Annotated in this window: 22 protein-coding genes; 7 read left to right on the top strand and 15 right to left on the bottom strand. The window is 70.7% G+C overall.

Features of this window, described 5'->3' with window-relative positions; genetic code table 11:
- Window positions 1–245 precede the first annotated feature (245 nt).
- Window positions 246–1,232, top strand: coding sequence for a zinc-binding dehydrogenase (locus ACIRL2_RS49655; RefSeq protein WP_402242156.1), 987 nt, complete (start codon window positions 246–248; stop codon window positions 1,230–1,232).
- A 55-nt stretch (window positions 1,233–1,287) separates the two neighbouring features.
- Here ACIRL2_RS49655 and ACIRL2_RS49660 read toward each other — a convergent pair whose 3' ends face one another.
- A complete protein-coding gene (locus ACIRL2_RS49660; RefSeq protein ID WP_395867945.1) occupies window positions 1,288–2,364 on the bottom strand; it encodes a nitrilase family protein in 1,077 nt (358 codons plus the stop codon).
- Window positions 2,365–2,579: 215 nt separating this feature from the next.
- Between ACIRL2_RS49660 and ACIRL2_RS49665 the strand changes: the two genes are divergently transcribed.
- A complete protein-coding gene (locus ACIRL2_RS49665) occupies window positions 2,580–3,728 on the top strand; it encodes a LysR family transcriptional regulator (RefSeq protein ID WP_402242133.1) in 1,149 nt (382 codons plus the stop codon).
- Window positions 3,729–3,941: 213 nt separating this feature from the next.
- Here ACIRL2_RS49665 and ACIRL2_RS49670 read toward each other — a convergent pair whose 3' ends face one another.
- The 4 genes from ACIRL2_RS49670 to ACIRL2_RS49685 all read right to left on the bottom strand — a co-directional run bounded on the left by ACIRL2_RS49670 (window position 3,942) and on the right by ACIRL2_RS49685 (window position 7,885).
- Window positions 3,942–4,421, bottom strand: coding sequence for an RrF2 family transcriptional regulator (locus tag ACIRL2_RS49670; RefSeq protein WP_395867940.1), 480 nt, complete (start codon window positions 4,419–4,421; stop codon window positions 3,942–3,944).
- Between the two features lie 62 nt (window positions 4,422–4,483).
- The gene (locus tag ACIRL2_RS49675; protein ID WP_395867938.1) at window positions 4,484–5,278 is read right to left on the bottom strand and encodes a hypothetical protein; all 795 of its coding nucleotides are present in this window, start codon (window positions 5,276–5,278) and stop codon (window positions 4,484–4,486) included.
- Window positions 5,279–5,857: 579 nt separating this feature from the next.
- Complete coding sequence (locus tag ACIRL2_RS49680; RefSeq protein ID WP_402242135.1) at window positions 5,858–7,210, bottom strand: hypothetical protein; 1,353 nt, start codon at window positions 7,208–7,210, stop codon at window positions 5,858–5,860.
- 159 nt (window positions 7,211–7,369) lie between these two features.
- Window positions 7,370–7,885 (bottom strand): SigE family RNA polymerase sigma factor, encoded by a 516-nt coding sequence (locus ACIRL2_RS49685; RefSeq protein WP_402242137.1) that lies wholly within the window; start codon window positions 7,883–7,885, stop codon window positions 7,370–7,372.
- Window positions 7,886–8,059: 174 nt separating this feature from the next.
- On the opposite strand from ACIRL2_RS49685, the gene cspE reads away from it, so the two are divergent.
- Window positions 8,060–8,269 carry a transcription antiterminator/RNA stability regulator CspE gene (cspE, locus tag ACIRL2_RS49690; RefSeq protein ID WP_395867933.1) on the top strand — a complete coding sequence of 70 codons (210 nt, stop codon included), beginning with the start codon at window positions 8,060–8,062 and terminating at the stop codon, window positions 8,267–8,269.
- A 96-nt stretch (window positions 8,270–8,365) separates the two neighbouring features.
- On the opposite strand, the gene ACIRL2_RS49695 is transcribed toward cspE, so the two are convergent.
- Both ACIRL2_RS49695 and ACIRL2_RS49700 read right to left on the bottom strand, forming a co-directional pair.
- Window positions 8,366–8,656 carry an MTH1187 family thiamine-binding protein gene (locus ACIRL2_RS49695; RefSeq protein WP_395867931.1) on the bottom strand — a complete coding sequence of 97 codons (291 nt, stop codon included), beginning with the start codon at window positions 8,654–8,656 and terminating at the stop codon, window positions 8,366–8,368.
- 59 nt (window positions 8,657–8,715) lie between these two features.
- Window positions 8,716–9,642, bottom strand: coding sequence for an alpha/beta hydrolase (locus ACIRL2_RS49700; protein ID WP_402242140.1), 927 nt, complete (start codon window positions 9,640–9,642; stop codon window positions 8,716–8,718).
- A gap of 206 nt (window positions 9,643–9,848) precedes the next feature.
- Here ACIRL2_RS49700 and ACIRL2_RS49705 point away from each other — a divergent pair, with 206 nt between their 5' ends.
- Window positions 9,849–10,199, top strand: a complete 351-nt coding sequence (locus tag ACIRL2_RS49705) for a hypothetical protein (RefSeq protein WP_395867927.1) — start codon at window positions 9,849–9,851, stop codon at window positions 10,197–10,199.
- Between the two features lie 409 nt (window positions 10,200–10,608).
- On the opposite strand, the gene ACIRL2_RS49710 is transcribed toward ACIRL2_RS49705, so the two are convergent.
- The 6 genes from ACIRL2_RS49710 to ACIRL2_RS49735 form a co-directional block, all read right to left on the bottom strand.
- Complete coding sequence (locus ACIRL2_RS49710; protein ID WP_395867925.1) at window positions 10,609–11,388, bottom strand: endonuclease/exonuclease/phosphatase family protein; 780 nt, start codon at window positions 11,386–11,388, stop codon at window positions 10,609–10,611.
- A gap of 185 nt (window positions 11,389–11,573) precedes the next feature.
- Window positions 11,574–11,867, bottom strand: coding sequence for a hypothetical protein (locus tag ACIRL2_RS49715; RefSeq protein WP_395867923.1), 294 nt, complete (start codon window positions 11,865–11,867; stop codon window positions 11,574–11,576).
- Window positions 11,868–11,969: 102 nt separating this feature from the next.
- Window positions 11,970–12,935: a hypothetical protein gene (locus ACIRL2_RS49720; RefSeq protein ID WP_402242143.1), complete on the bottom strand. Its 966-nt coding sequence runs from the start codon at window positions 12,933–12,935 to the stop codon at window positions 11,970–11,972.
- A gap of 6 nt (window positions 12,936–12,941) precedes the next feature.
- Window positions 12,942–13,214 (bottom strand): hypothetical protein, encoded by a 273-nt coding sequence (locus ACIRL2_RS49725; protein ID WP_395867919.1) that lies wholly within the window; start codon window positions 13,212–13,214, stop codon window positions 12,942–12,944.
- A gap of 499 nt (window positions 13,215–13,713) precedes the next feature.
- On the bottom strand, window positions 13,714–14,670 hold the full coding sequence (locus tag ACIRL2_RS49730) for a pirin family protein (RefSeq protein ID WP_402242146.1): 957 nt from the start codon (window positions 14,668–14,670) through the stop codon (window positions 13,714–13,716).
- A 339-nt stretch (window positions 14,671–15,009) separates the two neighbouring features.
- Window positions 15,010–16,197, bottom strand: coding sequence for an ROK family protein (locus tag ACIRL2_RS49735; protein ID WP_395867915.1), 1,188 nt, complete (start codon window positions 16,195–16,197; stop codon window positions 15,010–15,012).
- 230 nt (window positions 16,198–16,427) lie between these two features.
- Between ACIRL2_RS49735 and edd the strand changes: the two genes are divergently transcribed.
- Genes edd through eda form a run of 3 tightly spaced genes read left to right on the top strand, consistent with a single transcriptional unit; the run spans window position 16,428 to window position 19,950 of the window.
- Window positions 16,428–18,317: a phosphogluconate dehydratase gene (gene edd / locus ACIRL2_RS49740; protein ID WP_395867982.1), complete on the top strand. Its 1,890-nt coding sequence runs from the start codon at window positions 16,428–16,430 to the stop codon at window positions 18,315–18,317.
- The gene (gene glk / locus ACIRL2_RS49745; RefSeq protein WP_395867913.1) at window positions 18,314–19,333 is read left to right on the top strand and encodes a glucokinase; all 1,020 of its coding nucleotides are present in this window, start codon (window positions 18,314–18,316) and stop codon (window positions 19,331–19,333) included. The genes edd and glk overlap by 4 nt, the downstream gene beginning before the upstream one ends.
- Window positions 19,330–19,950 (top strand): bifunctional 4-hydroxy-2-oxoglutarate aldolase/2-dehydro-3-deoxy-phosphogluconate aldolase, encoded by a 621-nt coding sequence (eda, locus tag ACIRL2_RS49750; protein WP_402242148.1) that lies wholly within the window; start codon window positions 19,330–19,332, stop codon window positions 19,948–19,950. Before glk ends, eda begins: the two co-directional genes overlap by 4 nt.
- Before the next feature lie 348 nt (window positions 19,951–20,298).
- Here eda and ACIRL2_RS49755 read toward each other — a convergent pair whose 3' ends face one another.
- Both ACIRL2_RS49755 and ACIRL2_RS49760 read right to left on the bottom strand, forming a co-directional pair.
- The gene (locus ACIRL2_RS49755; RefSeq protein ID WP_402242151.1) at window positions 20,299–21,684 is read right to left on the bottom strand and encodes a site-specific integrase; all 1,386 of its coding nucleotides are present in this window, start codon (window positions 21,682–21,684) and stop codon (window positions 20,299–20,301) included.
- A gap of 63 nt (window positions 21,685–21,747) precedes the next feature.
- Window positions 21,748–21,933 carry a helix-turn-helix transcriptional regulator gene (locus ACIRL2_RS49760; protein ID WP_402242154.1) on the bottom strand — a complete coding sequence of 62 codons (186 nt, stop codon included), beginning with the start codon at window positions 21,931–21,933 and terminating at the stop codon, window positions 21,748–21,750.
- Window positions 21,934–22,001 lie beyond the last annotated feature (68 nt).

A 22,001-nucleotide genomic window follows, 5' to 3' on the forward strand; every position in this document is an offset into this window, starting at 1 on the left:
GTTCTCGCCTCGGAGGAAGGGGCGTTGGTGGTCGCGTTGTACTTTGCGGATGCACCCGCCCAGACGTCAAGCCGGACATTTGTTCGACGTCCTGCACGCAGATCTCGGCGGGTCTCGGATGCCTGCGGGCGTGCGGGCGTGATGTTTGGGGTTGGGGTCGGTGTGGCGTTGGGCGGTGGTGGGTGGGTTGGTGATGTTGGGGGCGGCGGTTTTGGTGAGGGTTGGAGGGGTTGGTGGTCGGGATGATGCGGGCTGTTGTGTTGAGTGGGCCCGGGCCGGTCGGGAATCTTGCGGTTCGGGACGTGCCGGTTCCGGAGGTGCGGGCCGGGTGGGTTCGGGTTGCGGTTCGGGCCTTTGGGCTCAATCGGTCGGAGTTGCATACGCGGCTGGGGTTGGCGGAGGGGGTCAGCTTTCCGCGGGTGCCGGGGATCGAGGCTGTGGGGGTTGTGGACGCGCTTGATCCGGCCGATGCGGGGTGTGGGACGGCGGTCGGGCAGCAAGTGGTGACGATGATGGGCAATATGGGGCGAACCTACGACGGTGGGTACGCGGAGTACACGTTGGTGCCGGTGGGGCAGGTCATTCCCTTTTCGTCGGAGTTGCCGTGGGAGGTGGTCGGAGCGGTACCGGAGACGTTGCAGACGGCTTATGGGTCGCTGACGACCGGGCTGGATTTGGCTGCCGGGCAGACTCTGCTGGTACGCGGGGGGACTTCCTCGGTTGGGTTGGCTGCCGCCGCGTTGGCCAAGGGGCTTGGGGCGACGGTTTTGGCCACCACTCGCAAGGCCGGGAACGTGGATGTGCTGAAGGCGCAGGGGGTCGACCACGTTCTGATCGATGACGGGGATGTGGCCGGCGCGGTGCGGGCTTTGTATCCGGCTGGGGTGGACGCGGCGCTGGAGTTGGTGGGTACGCCGACGTTGCCGGACACGTTGGCCGCCACGCGGGTGCACGGGACGGTGTGTTTCACCGGGATGTTGTCCAACGAGTGGCTCGTGCGCGACTTCTATCCCATTGGGTATCTGCCGAAGGGGGTTCGGTTGACGGCCTATGGGGGCGAGAGCGGTGATCTGCCGGAGGAGGTGTTGCAGCGCTACCTGGACGAGATCGCCGCGGGGCGGATTTCGCTGGGGCCGACGCACGTCTATCGAATGGACGACATCCGGCAGGCTCATACCGACATGGAAATGGGCCACACCGTGGGCAAGTTGGTTGTGCTGACCGGTCCGTGAGCGCGCGTGCCGGGTGGTGGGCGCGACGGCATTGACTCGTGGAGGCAGGCGGCGTCTACCGCTCGTGGCGGGCGTGGGGTGCGGCCGAGGAGTCCGGGGCGGGCCGGGGTGCCGATGAGGGCGCGGGCGAGGGCGCGGATGAGGGCGCGGGTGCGGGGTTGAGGGTGGGTGGGGTGGTGGAGAAGCGGGCGGTTCGGGGGTCTCGTTCGTCACCGAAGTGCTGGGTGAGGATGGTGTAGAGGTCGGGGCGGCGGCCCTTGAGCCAGCGGCGGCCGGTGGACATCGGGATCAGGGACAGGTCGATGTCGGCGGTGACCATGGTGTCTTCGGGCGACCAGGTCTCGGTGAGGATTCGGCCGTAGGGGTCGAGGATCATCGCGTTGCCGGTGCGGACCTCGTCGTCGTCGCGGCCCACGCCGTTGCTGAAGATCAGGGCCAGGCCGTTGTCGTGGGCGCGGGCCGGGAGCCAGCGCAGGAGCCAGGCGCGGCCGCTGTCGCCGCGCAAGGCCGCCTCGATCGCGGCGGGGTCGCGGTGGCGGGCCTCCCACAGGGCCATCGGGATCGGGCGCATCGAGTGTGGGCTGCGTGAGGCGGTGCCGCCGGTTTGGTGCGGGGCGACCAGGATCGAGGCGCCGAGGAGCGCGGTGGCGCGGACGTTCTCGACGAGGTTGTTGTCCCAGCAGATGAGGATGCCGACGCGGATATCCCACGGGGTGTCGAAGACGGTGTAGCGGTCGCCGCTGGAGATGGCCTCGTGTTCGAAGGCGTGGAGCTTGCGGTGGCAGTGCACTCGGCCGTCGGGCAGGCAGACGGCGTACGCGTTGTAGAGGCGGCCGTCGGCCTCGTCGATTTCGAGGAAGCCCAGGCCGGCCGCTGTGTCCAGGTCCATCGCGAGCCGACGTACCCGTGTGACGGACGGGCCGGAGAGTGGCTCGGCGAGTTCGCGCAGGCGTTCGGGAGTGTGTCGGCGCAGGTGCCAGTAGCCGAGCAGGCACATCTCGGGCAGTACGACCAGGCGGACTCCGTCGGCGGCGGCCTCGCGGACGAAGTGTTCGACGCGGGCGAGGTTGTACGACTTGTCGTCCGGGCGCGGCTCGAACTGTACCGACGCGCACCGCAGGGTTTGCTCCATCGATCACTCCCGATTTCTGGTTCGGTGCGATCCGACCGGGTCCGGTCCGACTGGGTGCGATCCGGTTCGGTTCGGTTTGGTTCGGTTCGGTTCGGTTTTCGATTCGATTGCGTTCTGTGTTCTCTCATCACAGTCGGGGACACCGGCTGCGGTCCAATGAATGTTCGGTGCGTTTCGATAACCCGATGGAATGGAACGCGATCTAGGCTTCGGCCATGGACGTGCGGTTGCTGCGGGCGCTGGTGGCGGTGGCGGACTGTGGTGGGTTCGGGGTTGCGGCGGGGCGGTTGTCGATCACCCAGCCGGCGTTGACGAAGCAGATTCAGGCGCTGGAGGCGGAGGTCGGCGGCGCGCTGTTCACGCGTGGGCGGCGAGGGGCCGAGGCGACCCGGCTCGGGCAGGCGCTGTTGCCGGAAGCGCGGGAACTGGTGCGGCGCGTCGACGCGTTGAGCCGCCGCGCCGCGCAGTTCAAGCGCGGGGAGGCCGGGAGTCTGGCGGTCGGATTCGGCCTGTCCGGGATCGATCTGGCGCCACAGGCCGTGGCGGCCTTTCGACGGCGCTTTCCGGGGGTCGAGATCACGCTGGAGGACATGTCGTCGAACGCACAGGTCGAGGCGGTACGGGCGGGCGACCTCGACGTGGGGTTCGTACGGCTGCCGGCGCCGGAGGACCTGGGGCGGCTCGTCGTACTGGTCGACACCCTGGCGGTGGCCTCACCCGGGGATCAGGATCCACCGCCGACGGATCCGGCGGGAGTCGCCGCGTGGTTGCGCGGGCGGCCGGTGGTGCGGCTGACACGGGCCAAGGGGCCGGGGCTGGTGCGGCAGATCGAGCGGTTCGAGGAGGAGTTCGGAGCCCGGCCGGAACCGGTACAAGAGGCCTCCGACCTGCAGACGGTGCTGGCCCTGGTGGCGGCCGGGGTGGGTGCGGCCCTGGTACCGGCGGGCGCCGCCGGCATCGCGTCGGCGACCGTCACGGTGACGCCGATCGAGTCCGAGAGTGGATGGGAAAGCGGGTCCGGCGGTGGGCGCGAGAACGGGTCCGGCGGGAGGTCCGCCGAAGGGTCCGGTGGTGGGGCCGGAGGTAGGACCGGTGGTGGGGCCGGTAGTGGGTCGACCGGCAGGTCGGACGCGGTTTCCTGGCGGATCGGCGCGGTCTGGGATCCTGCTCGGGCCACTCGGGTACGGGACAACTTCCTCGTCGTCGTCCAGGAACTTGCGGGTCGGCGCGACGAACTCGGCCGCGGGCGCGATCGATGGGCCGCCGACGCGGAGTCGACGTGGTCGGGTGCCAGGAGGAAAGCCGGACGCGGCCCACGACGCGGTGGTGGAAGGACCGGCGGCCCGGCGGGGTTCGCCGGGTGACGTTTGCGTGTGGACCGGGGTTCGGACGTGGCAGGGCACCGCGGCCGGGCGCTGCCGCCGGGTCGCCGCGTGCGGGGCCGCATTCGGCCGCCGTGCCGCGTCCCAAGCCCCCGCATCCCAGAGCACCGCGCCCAGAGCACCGCGCCCAGGGCTCCACACCCCCAGGGCACCGCGTCCGGATCGCCGCCGCGCCCGAGGCGCCGCCGTCGGGGGTTACTTCTTGGCGAGGCGGGCTCGGGTCAGTTCCGGGGTTTCCGGGGAGCGGGATTCGACGGTGGTTCTGAGGTCGGCGAGGGTTTGGCCGGCCAGTTCGTGGCGCCAGGCGAGGTCGGCTCGGGACATGGCCTGGGCGATGGCGCAGGAGGTGCGGTAGTCGGCGGTGGGGTCGGCGTCGGGGCCGTTGTGCAGGATTTGTTGGCAGCGGAACGCGGGGTCGGGGCCCTCGATCGCGACCACCACGTCCATCAGGGTGATGTCCTTGAGCGCGCGGGCGAGGCGGAAGCCGCCGCGTGGGCCGGAGGTCGAGGTGACGATGCCGGCGCGGGCGAGGGCCTGGAGTTGCTTGTTCAGGTACGCGGCGGGCAGGCCGTAGAAGGCGGCCAGTTTCGTGGCCGTGACGGCCGTACCCGACTCGGCCCATGCCAGGTTGAGGCAACTGTGCAGCGCCCACTCCACGCCTTCGCTCATCTGCATATGCTGGACGCTACCCATCCAGAATAGCCGGAACAACTCCCACTCCCCCGATCGGCCTAAGGTCAGAGCGGGTGGGCGGCGAGTTGCAGGAGTCGTCTGGCCCGGGCCGCGCCGTCGAGTGGCGCGGGGTCGGTGCCGGTGCGGCAGTGCCGGCAGAGGTCGCCGGGGATCAGGTCGGGGCCGGGGCGGCCGCAGTCGGCACATTCGACCAGGCGCGGGCGGCGCGCCTGGGACGGGATCACGGGTTGCTTCGGAGCCTTGGTGAGGCGGTAGTGCAGCAGACCGGTCTTGATCGCTCGGCCCGGTGGCGGTAGGTCTTCGGTGAGTTCGCGAAAGACCTCGGCTTCGACGTGGGTGTCGCCGCCGGCCAGACGGTCCACCAGGAACGGGACGAGGGTGCGCAACTCCCGCTCCTTGAAGGCCAATCGCTCGTCCACATCGGCGAGGGAACGGAGCAGCGCGAGCGCGCGCACGGCGGGATCGTCGACGGCCGAGACGGTGGTGGTGGCGTCGGATGCGGTAGGTGCGGCAGTGGACTCGGGAGCGTCTCCGGACGTGCGCGGCCCGGACCACTCCGTGAGGCGGCCGAGCATCCGCCCGGTCGCCGAGTCCCGTAACCGCTTGGCCACCGCGATGCCGGCCTCGGTGAGTTCACGAAGCACGCGGCGGGCGATGTGGGCGCCCACGCCGAGGAGTTCGCGGATGGTGTCGACCGTGAGCGGGGTGTCCGCAGGCATGACGTGGTAGCGGAGGGCCGCCTCCAACGCGCGCCCCGAAAGGCCGCCATATTGGGCCAACACGGTGACGACAGGGTCCTGGACAGGGGTGGGGGCATCGATACGCTGGGATACAGCCATGGCGAGGGTCCTCGTTCCTCGTTCGGTGGTCAGGCCCTCGCATCGGTGTTGGTAGCACCAGCGGGGGCCGACTTACGTTTTGGATACGGGGAACAGCAGACAGTGCCAACGCGGTTACCGTCAATCACCCTCCCGAGTGATCTTCCCCCACCCAGGGCCAGCCGCCGCCCGAAGGGGCGGCCGGCCTAGTGGGTCCTAGAGAACACCGCGTCCGCACAACGGAAAACCGCACTTACGGGCTGACCTCGGCAACCGGGCAGATCCCCGGACCACCCCTCCGTACAACGGATTTCATGTGCGTCGGGAAATCCACCCGGCGGGAAATCGGGGGCGGACGCGACACGTTCGAGGCGCGATCCCCGACCGGCGTCCCCGGCCTGCCTTGGATGACAACGCGCACGGTGAGACTCCCGACAACGCGCGCGCACGACGAACTCCCGGCAACGCTCACGACGGAGCGGGCAAAAGACCCCGACGGTCCCAGCGGCGGCCCGAGCAGAGTCCCGGCGCGAATGTGCCGAAGTCCTCGGTGGCCCGTCGGGACCACCGAGGACTTCGGGCGGCGGCTACTTCGCAGGACTACCGGGTCCAGCGCGGGTCGCCGGCCATCGCCTCGAGCTGGTCGAGGGTCAGTACCGGTTCGTCGCGGGACGGCCTGTGTGGGCCGAGCTCGGGTTCGAACAGGGCCCCCTCGATGTCCTCGTCCGCGGAGGTCATGACCGTTCGGCCGCTGGAGCTGTTCCCCGCGTCGACCCACACCGTGCGCCCGTCCGGATAGCGCACCCCCGCGCGCCATTGGACGAACTCGGGCGGCGCGTTGCCCACCGGCTGCCGTGCGGCGAAGGTCGTGGTGCCGTCGGGCAGGGTCCGGGTTCGGCAGTCCGAGATCCCGGCGCAGGACTGCAGCGGCTCGTCCGTGATCCGCACGTTCGCGCTGACGCCCGACACCCCTCGCACGTCCGTGATGATCATCGACGCGCCGTAGTCCGGCTCACCCTTGGTCGTGATGTTCAGCCCCGGGGGAAGCACGCTCTCCAAGATCGCCAGCATGCGCTTGTCCGGTGTGGGAAGCGCGGTGACGGCCTTCTCCCAATGTGAGTCCGTCACGATCCGGGTGAGGTCCGCGATCGACAGTCGCGGATCCTCCTTGATCCCGATGGTGCCCTTGTCCGAACCGATGTGCTGGTCGCGGGCCCCTCCGCTGTAGACATCCGCCGCGATCCGGCCGCCGTCGGGTCGATCCAGGATGACCCGCCAATGCTTTTGCCGCTCCTCCCCCCACGCGTCGAGGTGCGTCTTGGCCACCGTCAGTTTCGAGCCGTCCGGCCGCTTGGTGGTCTTGCACTCGTCGTAGGGCTTGCGCCCGTCGACGGCGCCACAGTCGGTGAGCCGGGCGTCGGGGGTGTTCGGTGCCGGGCGCGACAGCTTGACCCGTACGCCGGTCGCACCGGTCCCGTCGCGGTACACGAGCTGCGCGGTCGGGTTCATGGCGATCATCGGCGGGTCCTTGGGCGTGAGCTGCGACCCCGTACCGAGGGCGTCGCTCACCTCCCCCTTGGCCGGCAACAGGCTCGTGAGCACGGAGATCATCTGGTTCCCGGTCACCGGCCACCCCGTCGGCAGGTCCGTATCCGGGAGGGTACGGCGGGAGGCCGGCGACCCGTCGGCCGCGAGGCCCCGATCGAGCGCCACCCCGCCGCCGACCACGGCAACCGCCATCGCACACGCAGCGGCACCGATCCGCAGGCGCCGGACCCGACGCAGTTGCCTGCCACGGGCCAGGCCCCGAGGGATCACCCCGGGGTCGTGCTCCGGGAACGTGTCGGCCAAGGTGCTCAACGCGCCGGGTAGATCCCGCTCGAAGTCGCGGTCCGGGTCGGGAACTTGCCGATCCGGACCCCGGGAGGTCCAGCCCGGGTGGTCAGCGGCCACGATGCGATCACCGGTCCTTTCGGTAGGAGTAACGAGAGCTCAGCGAAGATGCGGAAAACCTGGGGGTGAACGTGGGATATGTCCCTCGACACCCGAAGCGCGGAAGCGTGGAAGGGTCGCAACGAACGCACGAGCGACGACCGCTCGAAGTCGGTCCCCTCACGCCCGGTCGAGGGCAAGTCCCGCCAGTTGATCGCCGAGCAACGCCCGAAGCCGATCCAGGGCGCGATGCGCGCGCACCCGTACCGCTCCCTCGGACATGTCCAGCGCGTCGGCGGTCTGCTCCACGGAGCGGTCCTCCCAGTAGCGCAGGACCAACACCGCCCGATCCTTCGGCGCGAGTGCGGCCAGGCCGTCCAGGAGGGTGAGCCGCAGCTCGGGATCCCCCGTCGGACGGACCGCGTGTTCGGGCACCGAGTCGGTGGCGCGCTCGGTGGAACTCTTGCGGCGCTGCTGTTCGATGTAGAGGCGGACCAGGGTGGTGTGCGCGTAGGCGAACGGCCAGTCCATCCGGCTGACCTTGCGCCATCTCGGGTAGAGCTTGCCCAGCGTCTCCTGGAGCAGGTCCTCGGCGCCGTGCCAGTCACCCGAGGTGAGCAGGCACGCGGTACGGAACAGCCTGCGGCTGTGCGTGGCGGCGAACTCCTGGAAGCTCGCGTCGCTCGCGCCTGCCATCCGATGCCCCCGTTCGTCGACGTCACCAGGGGAATGGGATGGGCCCGTCGATCCGTTACAGCCTGCCCGACACGGCCCGGCCGACCGGGTTCCTGGTTTCCGGTGCCCATCGGGTTGGGCAGGCTCGAGGCGCGCGTACCACGCGGTACTTCGGAGTTGGGGAGAGGCGACCGGATGGCCAGGATCAAGGGGAGCGTGAAGTGGTTCAACGAAGCCAAGGGGTTCGGCTTCATCAGCCCGGAGGACGGCAGTAAGGACGTCTTCGTGCACTTCAGCGCGATCCAGGGCAACGGCTTCAAGACACTCGCCGAGGGCCAGGCGGTCGAGTTCGAGGTACAGGACGGCCAGAAGGGCCCGAGCGCCGCCAACGTGCTGGCCATCTGACGCCGTCGACCGGGACAACCGCGATCGTGGCCACGAGGTCGGCTCGCCGATCCGTGGCCACGACGGTGCGAGACCGCGCCCGGTGGGCCGCGACCTCTACGCCAGGTACCGCTCGATCGTCTCGACCTTCGCCGTCAGCCCGTCGACGACGCCTTCGCGAATGTCCGCCTTGAGCACCAGGCTGACCCGGTTCGAGTGCGCCTTGACCGCCTCGACGGCCGCCTTCACCACGGCCATCACCTCGTCCCACTCGCCCTCGATCGAGGTGAACATCGCGTCGGTCCGGTTCGGCAGGCCGCTGGCCCGCACCACCTTGACGGCTTCCGCGACCGCCTCCCCGACGTCTTCACCGACACCGAGCGGGGACACCGAGAACGCGACGATCACGACAACACCTTCCGCAGCCCGAACAACGACGCCCCCAGCCTAGGCCGAGGCCGGCACCGCTACGCGACCTCGAAAGCGGTCCGCAGCGCGCGGCGGATGTCCGCCATCGCACGGCGCGAGACGTCGGCGGTCGGGATCGCGTTGGAGCCGTGGAAGGTACCGGGCCGGTGGTGCAGTTCCACCCGGACGCCCGCGCGGATCAGCCGGCCCGCGTACTCGATCGCCTCGTCGCGCAGCGGGTCGAGTTCGTTGGCGGTGATGTACGCCGGCGGCAGGTTCGCCACGTCCTCGGCCCGAGCCGGGGCCGCGTAGGCGGTGGGCTCGGCGCCCGCCAGGTAGTACCGCCAGCTCAGCGCCGCCTGACGGCGGTCCCACAGCGGCGCCGACTCGAACTCGAGCATCGACGGCGTGTCCAGGCGGTCGTCCAGGACGGCGGTGTCCAACACCTGGTGAATCAGCGCCGGCCCACCCTCGTCCCGGGCCCGCAGCGCCAGCGCGGCGGCCAGACCACCGCCGGCGCTGACCCCGCCCACCGCGATCCGCGCCGGGTCGCCGCCGAACGAGGCCGCGTGCTCGGCCACCCACCGCAGCGCCGCCCACGCGTCCTCGAAGCCGGCCGGGAACGGGTACTCGGGCGCGAGCCGATACTCGACGCTCACCACGACGCAGCCGACCTCGAGCGCGGTCGCCACACAGCTGCCGTCCGAGCTGTCGATGTCGCCGAACACGAAGCCGCCGCCGTGGAACCACAGCAGCACGCCGAGCGAGCCGTCCGGACCGGCTGCCTCGGCCGCCTCCTTCGGCGTGTAGATCCGCACCGGGACGTCCCCGGCCACGATCCGGTCCTCGACCAGCAGGCCGTCCGGGCGCTGCACCGGCTGGGTCCGGGCCCGCTGCGCCGCGCGGAAGGCGACCGGGTCGGAGATGTCCACGATCGGCAGGTACGGGAGGACCGCGAGCAATTCGGGGTCGATGCGGTGTTCCATGCCGCGGAAAGTAGCAGCGCACGCCGCCAACTTCTATGACGGTGCGTCAGATCCGAGCGAAGCGAGGCGGAAGTCACTCCCCCGCGGCACCCGGGGCCGGCGATCGGCCCGCCACCCGCGGGCACCCCCCGGACCGCGGGCCGGCGACCGCCCCCACCTGCGAAATCCGCTTTCACCCGGACCACCCGCGGACGCACCATGTGGCCATGAACGCCATCCCCACCACGACGCTCTGGCGGCCGACCGGACCGGCCGAACTGGAGCTCGTGCGCGAGTCCGGCTGGACCGCGTGGCCGGCCAGGCTGCCCGACCAGCCGATCTTCTATCCGGTGCTGAACGAGGACTACGCGATCAAGATCGCGCGCGACTGGAACGTACCGGCCTCCGGGGTCGGCTACGTGACCCGCTTTCGGATCGAGACCGAGTTCGTGATCCGCTACCCGGTACGGCAGGCGGGTGGCCGAACCATCCTGGAACTGTGGGTCCCCGCCGAGGAGTTGACCGAGTTCAATCGGCACATCGTGGGACCGATCGAAGTCGTGCACGAGTTCCGCTGACCCTGCGGCCGCTCGGCCGAACACGAGCCGGCCGAGCGGCCGCGAACACGAACGAACGACCGAGCGCCCATCCGAGACACGTACGGCGCGGGCCGACCCGGGACACCGGATCCGCCCGCGCCGTTCGTGCGTATCGCGGCAGCACCCCACGCGCCCGCCGCACCCGGCCGGTCACTCCGTCCGAGCCACCTGCTCGGCCGCCCATTCCGCCCACTCGGGCCGCACCTGCGACAGCGCAGCCCGTATTCCAGCGGGATCTCCCCGTACACCGACAGCGAGCCCTCGTCCCCCTCGATGTTCGCCTCCACCGCCCGCTACCCGTCGATCGTCCAGGCCCGGGAGGCCGTCCGATCGGCGGATCTTGCGCGGCGCGAGCCAGGGGAGGCCCACCGGGGCGCTCGAGGCCGGCTCACGAGGCCGGCGCCCGCAGGCTCAGCCGGGCCTGGACCGGCCAGTGGTCGGACGGGCAGCGGCCGTCCCGAGTCCAGGTCAGCGTGCGCGCGTCGACGACGTCGAAGTCGGCGGTGGCCAGGATCCAGTCGATGCGCTCGCCGTCCACGGGCGGTTCCCAGTTGTTGTACGTCCGGGTCGCGTCGGCCGCACCGGTGTCGCGCAGCAGACCACCGGCGGTCAAAACGGCGTGCGGAGCACTGGCCGCGCCGACGTTGAAGTCGCCCACCACGACGGCCGGTTCCCCGGCGAACCGGCGGGCCAACAGGGCCCGCGTCGCGTGCGCGCTCCTGCGTCGCGCGTTGGCCGAGACGTGGTCCCAGTGCGTGTTCACGAAGCCGAACTCGGTGTCGGTGGCCAGATCCCGGAAGCGAATCCAGGTCATCATCCGGGGATGGCGCCAATTGCCCCACGTGCGCGATCCGATCAGGCGCGGGAACGCGGACAGCCACACGTGGTCGAAGGCCAGCGGTTCCAGTCGCTCGACGTCGTAGAAGACCGCGCAGAACTCGGACCGGCTGCCGCCCTCGCGACCGAGGCCGATCCAGTCGTACCGAGCCCGCAGTTCGCGTGCCAGCGGCCGGAGTTGATGCCAGCGCCCCTCCTGGGTGCCGAGCACGTGCGGACGCTCGCGGCGGATCAGCTCCAGCACGAGCGGGCGGCGTTCCCGCCACGAGTTCGGCGTCGGGTTCTCCGGGCCGCGCAGATTGAAGGTCATCACGTGCAGGGGGTCGCTCATGTCCTGGGGACTACCACCGGGACGACGGTGGCACGCCGCAGGTCACCCACCACCCGTGCGGGTTCGGGACCGGGCCGTGGGACGGGCCCGTTTCGGCCCGTCCCCCTTCGGCTCCGGCCTGCTCGACCCGAGTCGGGCCGGCCCGGCCCGACTCGACCCACGCCCCCGACCCGCACGGCCCAGGCTCAGCTGAACACGTCGCTGACCGCGTTGACGCCGGCCGTGACGAAGTGGTCGACCAACTCGGAGAGCGAGGACGCCACCTGGGTTCCGGACAACATCACACCGGCCACGAAGGCCAGTATCAGGCCGCCGATCTTGTAGTTCTTGTGGGTGACCAGGTAGAAGAGAATGAAGATGATCAGGATCGGGACACCGACGGTCACCCCGCGACCGACGCTGCTCGTCTCGGTGGTCACCGCCATTTGGAGCTCGACGATGGAGTCGGGCGCGGCAGCGGCCACGGCGCTCAGCGACATGTGCATGATTCCCCTCCGGTCCTGCGGTCGTCCGCCGGTCCCTGTTTGCCTTGGCGTACCCGTGATATGACGGTTCGTAAGCTACTCACGTCGCACGCACCGTCACCCGCCACCGATGGGGATGGATGCGCCGGCCATCAGACCGGCGAGCACCCAGGCCCAGCGCATGAGCCGCATCAACGGCCATTTCGCGCTGACGATCACGATCCAGAAGCCCATCATGAGCCACAGGCAAAAGGCCGCCATGAAGCCTGCCTCGGACGAGCAGCTCACGAGGAGCCCCGCACCGTAATAGGCGGCGAATCCGGCGGGAATCAGCATGGCCAGGTCGGTCCCGGTGAACGGACCGAAGCTGGACCCGGTACTCCCGTCGGTACCGCCCGCGAACGGCGCCGGCACCTTGGGTATGCCCGAACTCCCACCCTGTGTACCGGAATCGGCCGGTCCGGTGGAGTCGTCTCCGGCGCCGGCCGCGGGGCCCTTGCGGACGAACCTGGCCAGGCCGGAGGCGCCGGCGGAGGTGCTCGCGGCGTCGGCCGCGGCGCCGGCCCCGGCCGCGCCTGCTCCCGAGCCGGTCGCCTTCGCGGGCTTGCGCCACGGCAGCTTGCGCGCGCTTTCGACGGGGGTCGCGGGGGCGTTGTGTCGGCCCGGGTCGCGAGGCTTCATCACGTGCCGCACCGTGGGGCGCGTGGGAGGGTCGGCGGCCCCGGGGCCGCGCTCGGACCGTTGCGCGTCGGCGCTTCGGGCGGCATCGGCGCGGCGCTCGTCGGCTCGCCCGGGGCGCGCGCCCGAACCGCTCGCGCGCTCGGTCGTACGCCGGGCCTCGGCCGCGTCCCGCTCGTGCTTCCGACGCTCCCGCAAGTCCCGCCGCCAGGACGGCTCGTCGTCCTGGCGCGGCGCGCGGGTGCCGCGCGAGGAGCCGCGTCCGGGCTCGCTCACGCGTTCTTCACGAGGGGGCGGGAATGCCGGTTCCTCGTCGTCGGGGTCGGCGAGATGACGGCGACGGACCAGGTCACCGAGTCGAAGTCCGCGTGCCTCGGGGGGTGGTGGCGGCTCGTACGCACTCATCGCCTGTTATCCCCCTCCCGACTGACGTGGGCACGGCTTGCAGGCGCGGCTGTGCCGGTATGCCGCCAGTATCCACGGCGCGGCTATCCCGATCGCGAAGAACTCACCGTCGCGCGCGCGCCCCTTGAGGTGCAGCACCACCGCGAACACCGCGGCGGTGCCCAGGATGAGCATGGTCAGCACGTTCGAGTGAACGATCTTGAGCGCGATCCAATTCGAGGACGAGGTACGGGTCTTGACCGTGCTCTCGACGAACTTCTTGCGCCAGTCGCCGGCCATCACGGCCCCCAGGGCTCGGTCGTACCGAGCCGTGCGTCGATCACCGAGGCACCCGTCGGCGGTACACCGGTCACGACCACACCGAACGTCGGAGAACCGGTCGGTGAATCGGCGAAATATGAAGCGTGGGGCGGCCGTCGGTCACCGTCGCCGATGCCGTGTGCCACCCGGGAGGGCCAGGACATACGCGGACTCCTCTCGTCCGGTGTCGCATCGCGCCCGTCGACCGGGGCCACTTCGACCCGGCGGCGGAGCTCACGGTGGTGAGGTGACGGCTCCACTCCTCTTTCCGCAGGCCGCGCTCATAGCGCGGCAAACCGGTACGTTCCATTTGACCTTGTTCAGTGTGGCCAGTGGGCGGGACAGCGTCAAGGGGCGACCGCTCGGCTGCGTTGCGTAGCCCAGCGCTCGCCCCTTCGAGGCATTCCCTTGCACTCTAAGGGCTCTGACGAACCGTCAGATGCCCTGCCGATGATCTTCGGCCACTGTTGATCTGCCGTCAGATCCGCTCCGCCGGGATCCGTCCCATCCGACCGGCCTTGAAGTCGTCGAACGCCTGAGCCAGTTCGGCGTGCGTGTTCATCACGAACGGGCCATACCAGGCGACTTCCTCGCCGATCGGCTGCCCGCCCAGGACGATCACCTCGAGGTTGGGCTTGTTCGAATCCTGCCGGGTGTCGGCCTGGAGGTCGATCGTGTCCCCGGCACCGAACACCGCGAGCCGGCCGGTTTCGATCGGTCGCCGATCGGTGCCGACGGTGCCGGAACCCGCGAGTACGTACACCAGCGCGTTGTAGTCCTTGTTCCAGGGCAGCGAAAGTCGTGCGCCCGGATTGACCGAGGCATGCAGCAACGTGATCGGGGTGTGGGTGATGCCGGGACCGTCGAAGCCGCCGACGGAGCCGGCGATCAGCCGGACCAGCGCGCCGCCGTCGTCCGACGCGAGCAGCTTGACGTCGCCCGCGCGGATGTCCTGGTAGCGCGGATCGGTCATCTTCTGCGCGGACGGCAGGTTCACCCACAACTGGATGCCGTGGAACAGACCGCCACTGGCCACCAGCGCCTCCGGCGGCGCCTCGATGTGCAGCAGACCGGAGCCGGCCGTCATCCACTGCGTGTCGCCGTCGGTGATCACACCGCCGCCGCCCGCCGAGTCCTGGTGTACGAACTCGCCGTCGATCAGATAGGTGACCGTCTCGAAGCCGCGGTGCGGGTGCCACGGGGTGCCCTTGGGCTCACCCGGCGCGTAGTCCACCTCGCCCATTTGATCCATCATGATGAACGGGTCGAGGTAGGTCTGGTTGACCCCCGCGAGGGCGCGGCGCACCGGGAAACCCTCACCCTCGACACCGCTCGGCGCGGTGGTGACGGCGAGTACGGGACGCGGCCGCGCGTCGAGACCGGGTTCCGGCAGACGCGGCAGGGCCAGCGGGTTGGAAACGGTGACGGCGGGCATGGCCTGCTCCTCGAGGACGAGTGCGGTCCCGGCTTTCCCGGGTCTTGCTCGCCTCAACGATAGTTGCCCTCTCAACATTCCCCGCGCGGAGGATCCTCTTTCGGGCATGCGGAAGCGGCCGGGTGGGCGCGGCACGCGGCCGGTCCGGGGGTGGTGGAGGGCACGAAGAGGGCCCGAATGGCTCGGGCCGGCATCCGGGGCGGGTTTCGGGCCCGGCTTTGGATTGGGCTGCGAGCCCGGCTTCGAGAAATCGCGCTACAGGCCCGGCTTCGGAACGGGCTTCCGGCCGGGATCCCGCCGGGCTTCGGGCCGGATTCAGGCCCGGCTCCGAGCCCGGCTTCAGGCCGGAAGCGCCCGGTTGACGCTCGGCAACGACCGCTGGCCCGCGAGCCGCGCGAGCGTGGCGTCCACCGAGTCGGGCGAGAGGATCTGATCCAGGGCCATGAAGGCGCAGCCGGTCAGACCCGCAGCCTCACCCAGCACGCTCGGCACGATCCGCAGCTCGCGCGTGGCCACGGCGGTGGACCGCTTGTAGACGACCTCGCGCACGCCCGCGAGCAGCGGATCACCCGCGTCGGCCAGGTCGCCGCCCAGCACCACGACCGCCGGGTTGAGCACGTTGACCACGCTCGCCAGCACCTCGCCGAGCATGCGACCCGACTCGCGCACGAGCCGGACCGCCTCGGGCTGACCGGCCGCCGCCAAGGCCACCACGTCCCGCACGCTGGAGACCTCGCGACCGTCCGGGAACCGTGCCCCGTGCGCGGCCAGCGTCTCGATCAAGTGCCGTCCGCTGGCCAGCACTTCGAGGCAGTCCACATTGCCGCACCAACACCGCACGCCGGTGCCGCCGGCGACCGGGATGTGCCCGATCTCGCCCGCCGCGCCGAGTGCGCCGCGGTACACCTTTCCGTCGGCGACTATGCCCGCGCCGATACCGGTGGACGCCTTGACGAACACCAGATCGCCGGCGTCGGCCCGGGCCCGGTACTCGCCGAGCGCCATCACGTTCACGTCGTTGTCCACGTACACCGGTACCGGCAACCGGCGTTGCAGCGTGGGGGCTATCGCCACCCCGTCCCAACCGGGCAGCGTCGGCGCGCCGGCCGCGCGCCCGGTGTCCAGCTCGACCGGCCCGGGAACGGCCACCCCGACTCCGCGCACACGCGCCGGGTCGAAGCCCTCCTCCGCCAGCATCGTGTCGATCCAGTCCGGGAGTCCGGTGAGCACCGCGTCCGGTCCGCCCTGCGCGGCCATCTGGGTCTCCCGGCTGGCCAACACCCGGCCGGTCAGGTCGCAGACCGCCAACTGACCTCGGCTGCTGCCGAGCGACGCGGCGAGCACCAAGCCGCCGTCGGGGTTGAGTTCGAGGCGGATCGGCGGTCGGCCGCCGGTGGACACGCCGTCGGCGCGCTCGGCGAGCAGGCCCGCGTCGACCAGTTCGTCGATCCGGGCCGCCACCGCGGATCGGGACAGCCCGGTCAGCCGGGCGACGTCCGCCCGGGTCTCGGCATCCCCTTCACGCACAAGGCGAAGCACCTCGCCTGCACTGCTGTGCGGAATGGGGTTCGCGCGTCGGGCCATGCCATCCAGTGAACCAGGGCAGCTTTCCCTCGGTCAAAGCCCTAAGTTCACTACTTCGACACCCGAGCGTCACTCTTTTGCTTGCCAAGAGGCAAAAGTACCCCTAGTTTGGTACCCGAACCGGCAGAGCAGCCGCCGACAGCAGGGGCACGAAGATCGTGAGCGAGCAGAGGATCCACCCGACGGTGGCCGCAGTGACGGAGCGCATCGCGCGCCGCAGTGCCGCCACTCGTACGGCTTACCTGGAGCGGATCCGGGCGGCGGCCTCCGAGGCCCCCGCACGCGGTCAGCTCGGTTGCGCGAACTTCGCCCACGGCTTCGCCGCCTGCTCGCCCAGCGAGAAGCTCGGGCTGCGCGGCACCGGCCCCCAGGGCCCGGTCAAGCCGAACGTCGCGATCGTCTCCTCGTACAACGACATGCTCTCCGCGCACCAGCCGCTGCGCACCTACCCCGAGCAGCTCAAGGCCGCGGTGGCCGAGGCGGGCGGCGTGGCCCAGTTCGCGGGCGGCGTACCCGCCATGTGCGACGGGATCACCCAGGGCCGCGCGGGCATGGAGCTCTCCCTGTTCAGCCGCGACGTGGTCGCGATGGCGGCGGCGGTGGCGCTCGCGCACGACATGTTCGACGGCGCGCTGATGCTCGGCGTGTGCGACAAGATCGTCCCCGGCCTGGTGATCGGCGCGCTGTCCTTCGGGCACCTGCCGACCATCTTCGTGCCGGCCGGTCCGATGTCCTCCGGCCTGCCCAACAAGGAGAAGGCCCGGGTCCGGCAGCGCTTCGCCGAGGGCAAGGTCTCCCGCGAGGAACTGCTCGACGCCGAGGCCGGCGCCTACCACGGCATCGGGACCTGCACCTTCTACGGCACCGCCAACACGAACCAGCTCGTGATGGAGGTGCTCGGTCTGCACCTGCCGGGCGCCAGCTTCGTGCACCCCGACCAGCCGCTGCGCAAGGCGCTGACCGACGAGGCGGGCCGCCGGGTCGCGGCCACCACCTCGCTCGGCGACCCGACGTCGCTGGTCCGCGAGTACACGCCGATCGGCGAGGTGCTCGACGAGAAGGCCTGGGTGAACTCGGTCGTCGCGCTGCTGGCCACCGGCGGCTCCACCAACCACACGCTGCACCTGGTCGCGATGGCCGCCGCCGCCGGGATCACGCTGACCTGGGACGACTTCGCCGAGCTGTCCACCGTGGTCCCGCTGCTGACCCGGATGTACCCGAACGGTCCGGCGGACATCAACCACTTCCACGCCGCGGGCGGCACCGCGTTCCTGATCGGCACGCTGCTCGACGGCGGGCTGCTCAACGAGGACGTGCGCACCGTCGCGGGCGACGGGCTGAACCGGTACCGGCGCGAGCCGCAGCTCACCGAGGACGGCTCGATCGTCTGGGTGGACGGCCCGACCGAGAGCCTGGACCTGGAGGTGCTGCGGCCGTACGACAAGCCGTTCGCGCCCGACGGCGGGCTGCGGATGTTGCACGGCGATCTCGGTCGCGCGGTGATCAAGGTGTCCGCGGTCGACCCGTCGCACCACGTGGTGACCGCGCCCGCGCGGGTGTTCGACGGACAGGCCGAGTTCCTCGCCGCGTTCGAGAACAACGAGCTCGACCACGACCTGATCGCGGTGCTGCGCTACCAGGGCCCGCGCGCGAACGGCATGCCCGAGCTGCACAAGCTGATCCCCGCGCTCGGCGTCCTGCAGGACCGGGGCCACCACGTGGCACTGGTCACCGACGGCCGGCTCTCCGGCGCGTCCGGCAAGATCCCGGCGGCGATCCACTGCACGCCCGAGGCGGCGGCCGGTGGCCCGATCGGCAGGATCCGCGACGGCGACATCGTGACGGTGGACGCGGTCGCGGGGACGCTGACGACGGAGGCCGACCTGAGCGTGCGCGAGGTCGCCGGCGCGGCCCCGACCGACGCCGAGTGGGTCGGTACGGGACGTGAACTGTTCACCGCGCTGCGCGCCGGGGTCGGCCCGGCCGACCTGGGCGCAGGCGTGTTCGGCGCGGTCGCGGCCGCAAGTTTCGACGCTGGGACTTTTGCAGGAGGAACAGCGTGAGTGGCACCGTGGCACAGCCGACCCCCGACAGCCCGTGGCTGGTCGCCGACATCGGCGGCACCAACGCGCGCTTCGCCGTGGTCTCCGAGCCGGGCGGCCGGCCCGAACACGTGCTCGGGCTGCGGAGCGAGGACCACGTGGACCTGGCCGCCGCGATCGAGGACTACCTGGACCGCTCCGGCGCGGCCCGGCCGAGCGCGATCTGCGCGGCGGTCGCGGGCCCCGTACACGGCGACCGGTTCCGGCTGACCAACGGCGCGTGGGTGCTGTCCATCGCGGAGACCCGGGTCAAGCTGGGCGTCCCGGATCTGCACCTGATCAACGACTTCGAGGCGCTGGCACTGTCGTTGCCGCACCTCGCGGGCGACGACCTGATCGTGGTCGGCGACCGACTGCCCGACCCGACGCTGCCGATGGCGGTGCTCGGCCCCGGTACCGGACTCGGCGTGGCCGGTCTGGTACCGATCCCGGGCGGCGGCTGGGTGCCGCTGCCGGGCGAGGGCGGACACGTCCTGCTCCGTCCGGCGCACGGTCCGGACGCCGCGGCCCTGGAGGTGCTGCGCGACGAGCGCGGCGGCCTGGGCACGGTGACCGCCGAGCACGTGCTGTCCGGCCCCGGACTGTGTCGCCTGCACCGCTGCACGGCCGCGGTGCGCGGAGTCCCGGCCGAGGCGCTCAGCCCGGCGGACATCTCCTCGCGCGCGCTGGACGGCAGCGACGAGGTGTGTGTCGCGACGGTGGAGACGTTCTGCCGACTGCTCGGCACGTTCGCCGGTGGGGTGGCCCTGACCATGGGCGCTCGCGGCGGCGTCTTCCTGGCCGGCGGCATCCTGCCCCGGATCATCGACGTGCTGCTCAAGAGCGAGTTCCGGATGGGCTTCGAGACCAACCCGACGATGGCGCCGTACCTGCACCGCATCTCCACCGCACTCGTGGTGGCCCCGCATCCGGCACTGCGCGGCGCGTCCGCGTGGCTGGACGCGCGCAGCACTCGACTCGTGGAGGTGGCGGCGTGAGCACGTCCGCTCTGGACCTGGCCCCGGTGATCCCGGTGGTGATCGTGGACGACGTGGAGTCGGCCGTCCCGCTGGCGCGCGCGCTGGTGGCGGGTGGACTGCCCGCCGTCGAGGTCACCCTGCGCACGCCGGCCGCGCTCGGCGCGATCGAGCGGATCGCGGCCGAGGTCGAGGGCGCGTTCGTGGGCGCCGGTACGGTCCTGACGCCGGATCAGGCGAAGGCGGCGGCCGAGGCCGGCGCGCGCTTCCTGGTCACGCCGGGCTGCACCGAGACGCTGTACGGGGCGCTGGTGGACACCGGGCTGTCCTTCCTGCCCGGGACGTCGACGGTGTCCGAGGTACTGCGGCTGCGCGAACTCGGGGTCCGGGAGATGAAGTTCTTCCCGGCCGAGGCCTCGGGCGGCGCGCCGTACCTGAAGTCGCTGGCCTCGCCGGTGCCGGATGTGCGGTTCTGCCCGACGGGCGGAATCACCCCGGCCTCGGCCCCGACCTACCTGGCGCTGCCGAACGTGGCGTGCGTCGGCGGGTCCTGGATGCTTCCCGCGGACGCGGTCGCCTCGCGCGACTGGGCGCGGGTGGAAAAGCTCGCTCGCGAAGCCTCGGGGCTGCGCGGGTAATAAATCGTCCCCTGGCGCGCTCTGCCCTGAGGTGCGCCAGGGGCACGGACCGCGGATGGTGGGCCGTATGAGGGTTCGGCCCACGAACGAGCAGGTCGTATGAGGGTTCGACCTGCGGAGACCGCGAATAGGGACCCGCTCTTCGGCGAGGAGAGCGGGTCTCTTCTTTTGTCCGGATTTCCCGAGGACGGGAGGCGCACTCCTGACCTCGGGAAACCTGGTGTGACCTGCGATTTCACTCGGGTCGACAGCCTCGGATCCGAGATGCCGCAAAAGCCTGGCTTGTCTCGCTCTGTCTCACCCTGATTCGCGTGCTGACCAGCGCTTGCGGGCCATGCGCGGGCCGCGTCAGGACTTCGGCGTCTTCCACGCCTTCAAGGTCGCCGAGATCCGGTCGTTGTCCTGCTTCACCGTGCCGTCGATGCACTTGGCGTAGACCTTCAGCAGCACGTCGACGCTCTGCCCGGCCCGCCGGGCGACTTCGGTCGGTGCGACGCCGGAGTTGAGCCACAGGGACACGCACGCGTGCCGCAGGTCGTACGGCCGTTTCGCGAGCGGTGAGGCGACCTGTGCGGGCGTCAACACCTGCTCCCGGGCCTTGGCCCACTCCAGGCGGTACGCCTTGTCCTGGACAAGGCCACCGACCGCGCTGCGGAACAGCCGGCCGTCGGGCGCCGTGCCGTAGCGGTAGACGTGCCACCGGAGCATGGCAACGAGTTCCGGCGGGATCGGGATCGAGCGCGACGCCGACCGGGCACGAGACTTCAGCCCGCGGTCGTCGTGCGCGTCACCGCTGTCGGTCCACGCGGTGCCGACGCGCGGACCGGACTTGCAGGGACGCAACTCGCCCCATCCGCGCTTGGGCAGGGTGCATTGGTCGGTGCGGAGCTTGACGACCTCGGCGCATCGCATGCCCGCGAAGTAGATACAGCCGAAGAACGCGGCCAAGTGCCTGCCTCGCTTGCCCTGTGCGTAGACCCGCGCCAAGAGGGCGTGCGCCTGAGTGGGGTTGACCACACAGGCCGGTTCAACCTGGTTGTCGTCGTCGTCCCGTTCCCACGAGACCTTGTCGAGCGGGTTGCGGTCCAGGCGCTCTTTCTCGATCGCGTAGCCGACCGCAGTCCGGAAGACCGCCCGCTTGTTGATGAACGTGGACGCGGCGGCGCGCTTGCCGTCCAACCGCACCGACATGGCGCCGAGCACCGCCCGCACGGATTCGGCCCTTTCGAGACTGCGGACCGGCAGTGAGTTGGCCTCGATCCACGCGAGCATTTCGCGGGCTTCTGCGGGCGGCTCCTGCTTCCATCGGTGCACGTTGAACCCCCACAGGTAGAGCACCTGATAGAGCTGCTTAGGTTCGGGCGCACGGGCGTCCTTGGCGGTCAGGGCAACCGTCGCCGTCGACAGGCCGACGACAAGGCACATGCGTCTCTTGGCGGAGCTTCGCGGCCACTTCATCTCGATGAAGTCGCGAGCGTGGGCGTACCAAGTGACTTCGGTACGCGCGGCTTCGATGGCGCGGACCTCGGACATGGGCAGCCCGGATTCGGCGTCGAACGGCTCACCGCGGTTGATGGCGGCGATGAGGTCTGCGCGACGTCCGTCGGCCATGGTCTTGTTGGCGTGCGTCGACCCGAACTCTTCGGCGCCGACCCGCCACCGGACCTCGGCAGTCTTGCGCCCGTTGCGGTTGCGGACGGCCCAGATCCGGACGTCGAACGAAGGGGTGGGCATGCGGTGTTCTCCCCGAGAATGGCGCCGGGGCGTGGCAGGTGGCCACGCCCCGGCGGTGGCAGATCAGGCGGACTGCTTGAGGCCGGCCCACCAGGCGTCGAGGTCGGCCCGGTGGATTCGAAGGTGACCGTTGGGCAGAGGGGTGATCGCGGGCGCCTCGCCGCGAGCGCGCATGCGGTAGAACGCGGCGCGCGAGATGCCGATCTCCTCAAGCACTTCGGACAGCTTCAACGCTGCGGGACGCTTCACTTGCCCTCGCTTTCGTCGGTGCCGGACAGTCCGGACAGGTCGTATCCGAGCTGTCCGGGGTGGGTGCG

The sequence above is a fragment of the Embleya sp. NPDC127516 genome (assembly GCF_044765325.1).
Taxonomy (GTDB): domain Bacteria; phylum Actinomycetota; class Actinomycetes; order Streptomycetales; family Streptomycetaceae; genus Embleya.

Coding starts and splice junctions, on each gene's coding strand:
- ACIRL2_RS49755 (WP_402242151.1), bottom strand. CDS start 21,684: ATGCCCACCCCTTCGTTCGACGTCCGGATCTGGGCCGTCCGCAACCGC.
- ACIRL2_RS49730 (WP_402242146.1), bottom strand. CDS start 14,670: ATGCCCGCCGTCACCGTTTCCAACCCGCTGGCCCTGCCGCGTCTGCCG.
- ACIRL2_RS49720 (WP_402242143.1), bottom strand. CDS start 12,935: ATGAGTGCGTACGAGCCGCCACCACCCCCCGAGGCACGCGGACTTCGA.
- ACIRL2_RS49660 (WP_395867945.1), bottom strand. CDS start 2,364: ATGGAGCAAACCCTGCGGTGCGCGTCGGTACAGTTCGAGCCGCGCCCG.
- ACIRL2_RS49675 (WP_395867938.1), bottom strand. CDS start 5,278: ATGGCTGTATCCCAGCGTATCGATGCCCCCACCCCTGTCCAGGACCCT.
- ACIRL2_RS49725 (WP_395867919.1), bottom strand. CDS start 13,214: ATGGCCGGCGACTGGCGCAAGAAGTTCGTCGAGAGCACGGTCAAGACC.
- ACIRL2_RS49710 (WP_395867925.1), bottom strand. CDS start 11,388: ATGAGCGACCCCCTGCACGTGATGACCTTCAATCTGCGCGGCCCGGAG.
- ACIRL2_RS49655 (WP_402242156.1), top strand. CDS start 246: ATGCGGGCTGTTGTGTTGAGTGGGCCCGGGCCGGTCGGGAATCTTGCG.
- cspE (WP_395867933.1), top strand. CDS start 8,060: ATGGCCAGGATCAAGGGGAGCGTGAAGTGGTTCAACGAAGCCAAGGGG.
- ACIRL2_RS49665 (WP_402242133.1), top strand. CDS start 2,580: ATGGACGTGCGGTTGCTGCGGGCGCTGGTGGCGGTGGCGGACTGTGGT.
- ACIRL2_RS49715 (WP_395867923.1), bottom strand. CDS start 11,867: ATGTCGCTGAGCGCCGTGGCCGCTGCCGCGCCCGACTCCATCGTCGAG.
- ACIRL2_RS49700 (WP_402242140.1), bottom strand. CDS start 9,642: ATGGAACACCGCATCGACCCCGAATTGCTCGCGGTCCTCCCGTACCTG.
- ACIRL2_RS49705 (WP_395867927.1), top strand. CDS start 9,849: ATGAACGCCATCCCCACCACGACGCTCTGGCGGCCGACCGGACCGGCC.
- ACIRL2_RS49670 (WP_395867940.1), bottom strand. CDS start 4,421: ATGCAGATGAGCGAAGGCGTGGAGTGGGCGCTGCACAGTTGCCTCAAC.
- ACIRL2_RS49685 (WP_402242137.1), bottom strand. CDS start 7,885: ATGGCAGGCGCGAGCGACGCGAGCTTCCAGGAGTTCGCCGCCACGCAC.